The following is a 3,008-nucleotide window of genomic DNA, read 5'->3' as shown; positions in this document are numbered from 1 at the left end:
CACTTCAAACTTGATACTAAGAAAGTACTTTCCACACGCACTAGATTCAAAACATGCACCAGACTCAACACCAATAACCAACTGGATTTTTACTGGCTACTGCCCCGCTGTAGTTTCCACAAACAAGGTTTCAGCTAGCGACTAACTCGACTTGTTGAAACGAGCCACCCGCAGAAGTTAAGGTTAGATAATTGCCACATCGATGAACCAATGAAAGTGAAAATGGTGGTTGGCATATTAGCGCTTTCGACAATTTAAAATGGCGTTTTCAGCAAAGAATCTACGAAACAAATCGCGACTGACTAAGCCGGTTTGAACCTAAAATACTGACAACAAACGCGGGACAACTCACCATAAAAACTATTCGTTAACAGTAGCTTATTAACGCCCTGCTAAGTGGCTGCCAACTTGCCACAAAACTCAAACAAACCACCGTAAACACCAAACTTAACTAGAAGCAAAACCGCCGCGCGTTGGCAGTCCGTCTTAAGCAGTTTGTTAGGAATGCTTATTACGCGCACTTTTCCTAATTTGGAATGCAGTGGTTGAACTATAAAACACCAATGCTGAATGCACCGCAACAAGCACTGAAGTTTAATGACTAGCACTTCACCAAATTTGCGGTGGTTCGATGAACCAAAATGCGCTGAACTTCAAAACACCGAACCAAAGAACCTTTTAGGACAAGCGGTTTCTGACAACTGAATTGGCCGTCAGCGCTCAAAAACGGTGAGCCGAAGAAGTTGAAATTTAGCCACTAAACGCAGCTTTCACATGAAAATGTTCGAGCCACGCAGACACAAAAGTAACTACAACTGATAGACTTGAAGTGGCTAAATGCAGAACCAACAAGCCTACAATATTAAAAGCAACCTAACGCCCTGTTAAGGTGTGAGCAACGCACTCCTTGAAGCTACCGCATACCACCTTAAACACAAAACGCAACGCATAGCAAAAATGCCAAGCGTTGCGAATCACTCTTAAACAGATTGTTAGGGTGCTGGTACGCTATCCTTTAATCTTCTGCCACTACCGTGGGGGCTGTGGAGTTATTGGCCACAGCCAATGGCTTAACCGTTGATTCTGAAGCATATTCACTAGGTACAATTAGTCGTTGTTTGTCTAGCTGTGACAGCTCGTTGTCGTTTGCATATTGAACCTTGACTACGCTAATACGATTCCCAGGTGAGTTGATATTATTTAGTGTTATCTTATAAAACTTGTTTAGTTCTTCGTGGTGGTTGTAATAAATATTCACTATCAGGTTTTCGTTTAAATCAGAACCCACTCTTTCTTTGTTTGAGTAATCAATAGCTCCCGCACGGTTAGCTCCTATCAATCCAAGTAAAGAAATAATATCTGTCTTAGACATATTGCTTGAGCTATCCTCATCGAAGTATTCAACTTCTGACTCAAAGTAAACGTTGTCGGTAAAGTATCCTTCAAGTACTTCTTTGTCCTTATGGTTTGAACGTGGAGTTCGTAGGTAACCAATGAGAGTTTTCGCAAATTGATTACTACGAACCGAGACTGAGCCAAACTGCAAGTTTTGGTTCATTTTGTTCAGAGATTCGAAGTCTTGTTTACTAAGGCAATTGAATGTTCTCAATGAGTTGTGATTCGCTACATAATTAGATTTTTGCACCACTTCAAAGAGCGCAAGATTTGTATCAATGATATTTAAGTCATATGTCGAGCTAAGTTCAGTTTTCAATTTCATGCATAGGTCATCAAGTTTAGAGAGTGACTGAGCTGTCTTTATGTCATTAAGTAACGTAGGGTTTGTTTGATTGATATCCTTTAAAAGTTTGTTTTCAATATCAGGATATCGTTTCACTGATATACGATTTAATGCATCAGGGTGACCGTGTACCTCAGGCAGGATTGCCTTGTTAACTGATGCAACTGTTTTATGACTTAACGCTTCACCTGCAATTAGTGAGTTGTAATATTCAACTTCAACTGATATTTCGGCAAAGTTAGCCTGATTATTTTTTTCTACCAAATATTGATTTGACCCATTGCTAGTTTTACTTAATGGGAACAATGTCGATGTCAACTCAGAATCATATTTTTCTGATGCCGCTTTGCTAATTTCGTTATCTAGACTTAGGGCACCTATCTTGACAACTGGTTCAGCCAACTTATTTATAACCCATGTTCCTGATGAAAATCTGCTCATTAACTCCGCAGCCTTGGCCGCTTTTTCGAATAACTTTATTTCTTTATCATTGCTAGACTTTATACTTAGAGCATAATCTATTTCGCCGTGACTTTTTATATTGAAAATAGGAGATGTATATACATCCATCATCTTATATTTCCAGCTATTATCACTACTATCATATCTATACGCCAGTAAAATTGCAGGAGGTAGAGTAATATTATCAATGTTTGCATTGAAGGTTATGACGAATTCATTTTTTTTACTCCCAAACACATTAAACAAATAGTCTTTTAACTTTTGTGCCTCAGGACCTTCAATTACTCCGCTTTTAAGCTTTGTTTCAACTTTCAATCGTCCGTAATATGTCCCACTAAGCGGCGTATAATTCACCGGCGTACTTTTTTCGATTCTTTGTAGTTTAATACCTACTTGAGATGTGTTAATTGATGTATTGCTGGTAGCTTCAGAACTTTTCGCGCTAGTACCATTGCTTTCACAAGCACTCAGAGCCAAAACAAATAAAATGAGCGATATTACTTTTAACTTATACATAGCCTTGCCTATCCATGGTGACGAAGTCAATTAGTATAGTCCTGACTTGTTCATTGGTGAAGTTTTGAGCAAAAAAAGTGTGGTGATGCTTTGGATGGGAATTAATCATGGTTTGTTATTAAACCACAATGCTTAAAGCACCCTAACGCCGCATTAAGTGGTGAGCAACGCCGCCACCCGACCTAAATCATTGTGCTGTCAACACTAAATTCAAAGCAAACCGAAAATGCCAAGCGTTGCGAATCACTCTTAAATGCTTTGTTATGTGACTTGGATTCAAGTACGAAGT

General features: G+C 39.1%; 1 protein-coding gene. It reads right to left on the bottom strand.

Features of this window, described 5'->3' with window-relative positions; all coding sequences use genetic code 11:
- Positions 1-1,015: 1,015 nt before the first annotated feature.
- Entirely contained in the window at positions 1,016-2,719 is a 1,704-nt protein-coding gene (locus tag TW81_RS18570; RefSeq protein ID WP_045957232.1) for a hypothetical protein, read from the bottom strand.
- Positions 2,720-3,008: the final 289 nt, after the last annotated feature.

This window comes from Vibrio galatheae (assembly GCF_000967545.1).
Lineage (GTDB): Bacteria > Pseudomonadota > Gammaproteobacteria > Enterobacterales > Vibrionaceae > Vibrio > Vibrio galatheae.
This window is presented reverse-complemented; position numbering and strand designations above follow the sequence as displayed.

Bases quoted from the DNA above. Each gene is read 5' to 3' on its own strand.
- TW81_RS18570 (WP_045957232.1), bottom strand. From the start codon at position 2,719: ATGTATAAGTTAAAAGTAATATCGCTCATTTTATTTGTTTTGGCTCTG.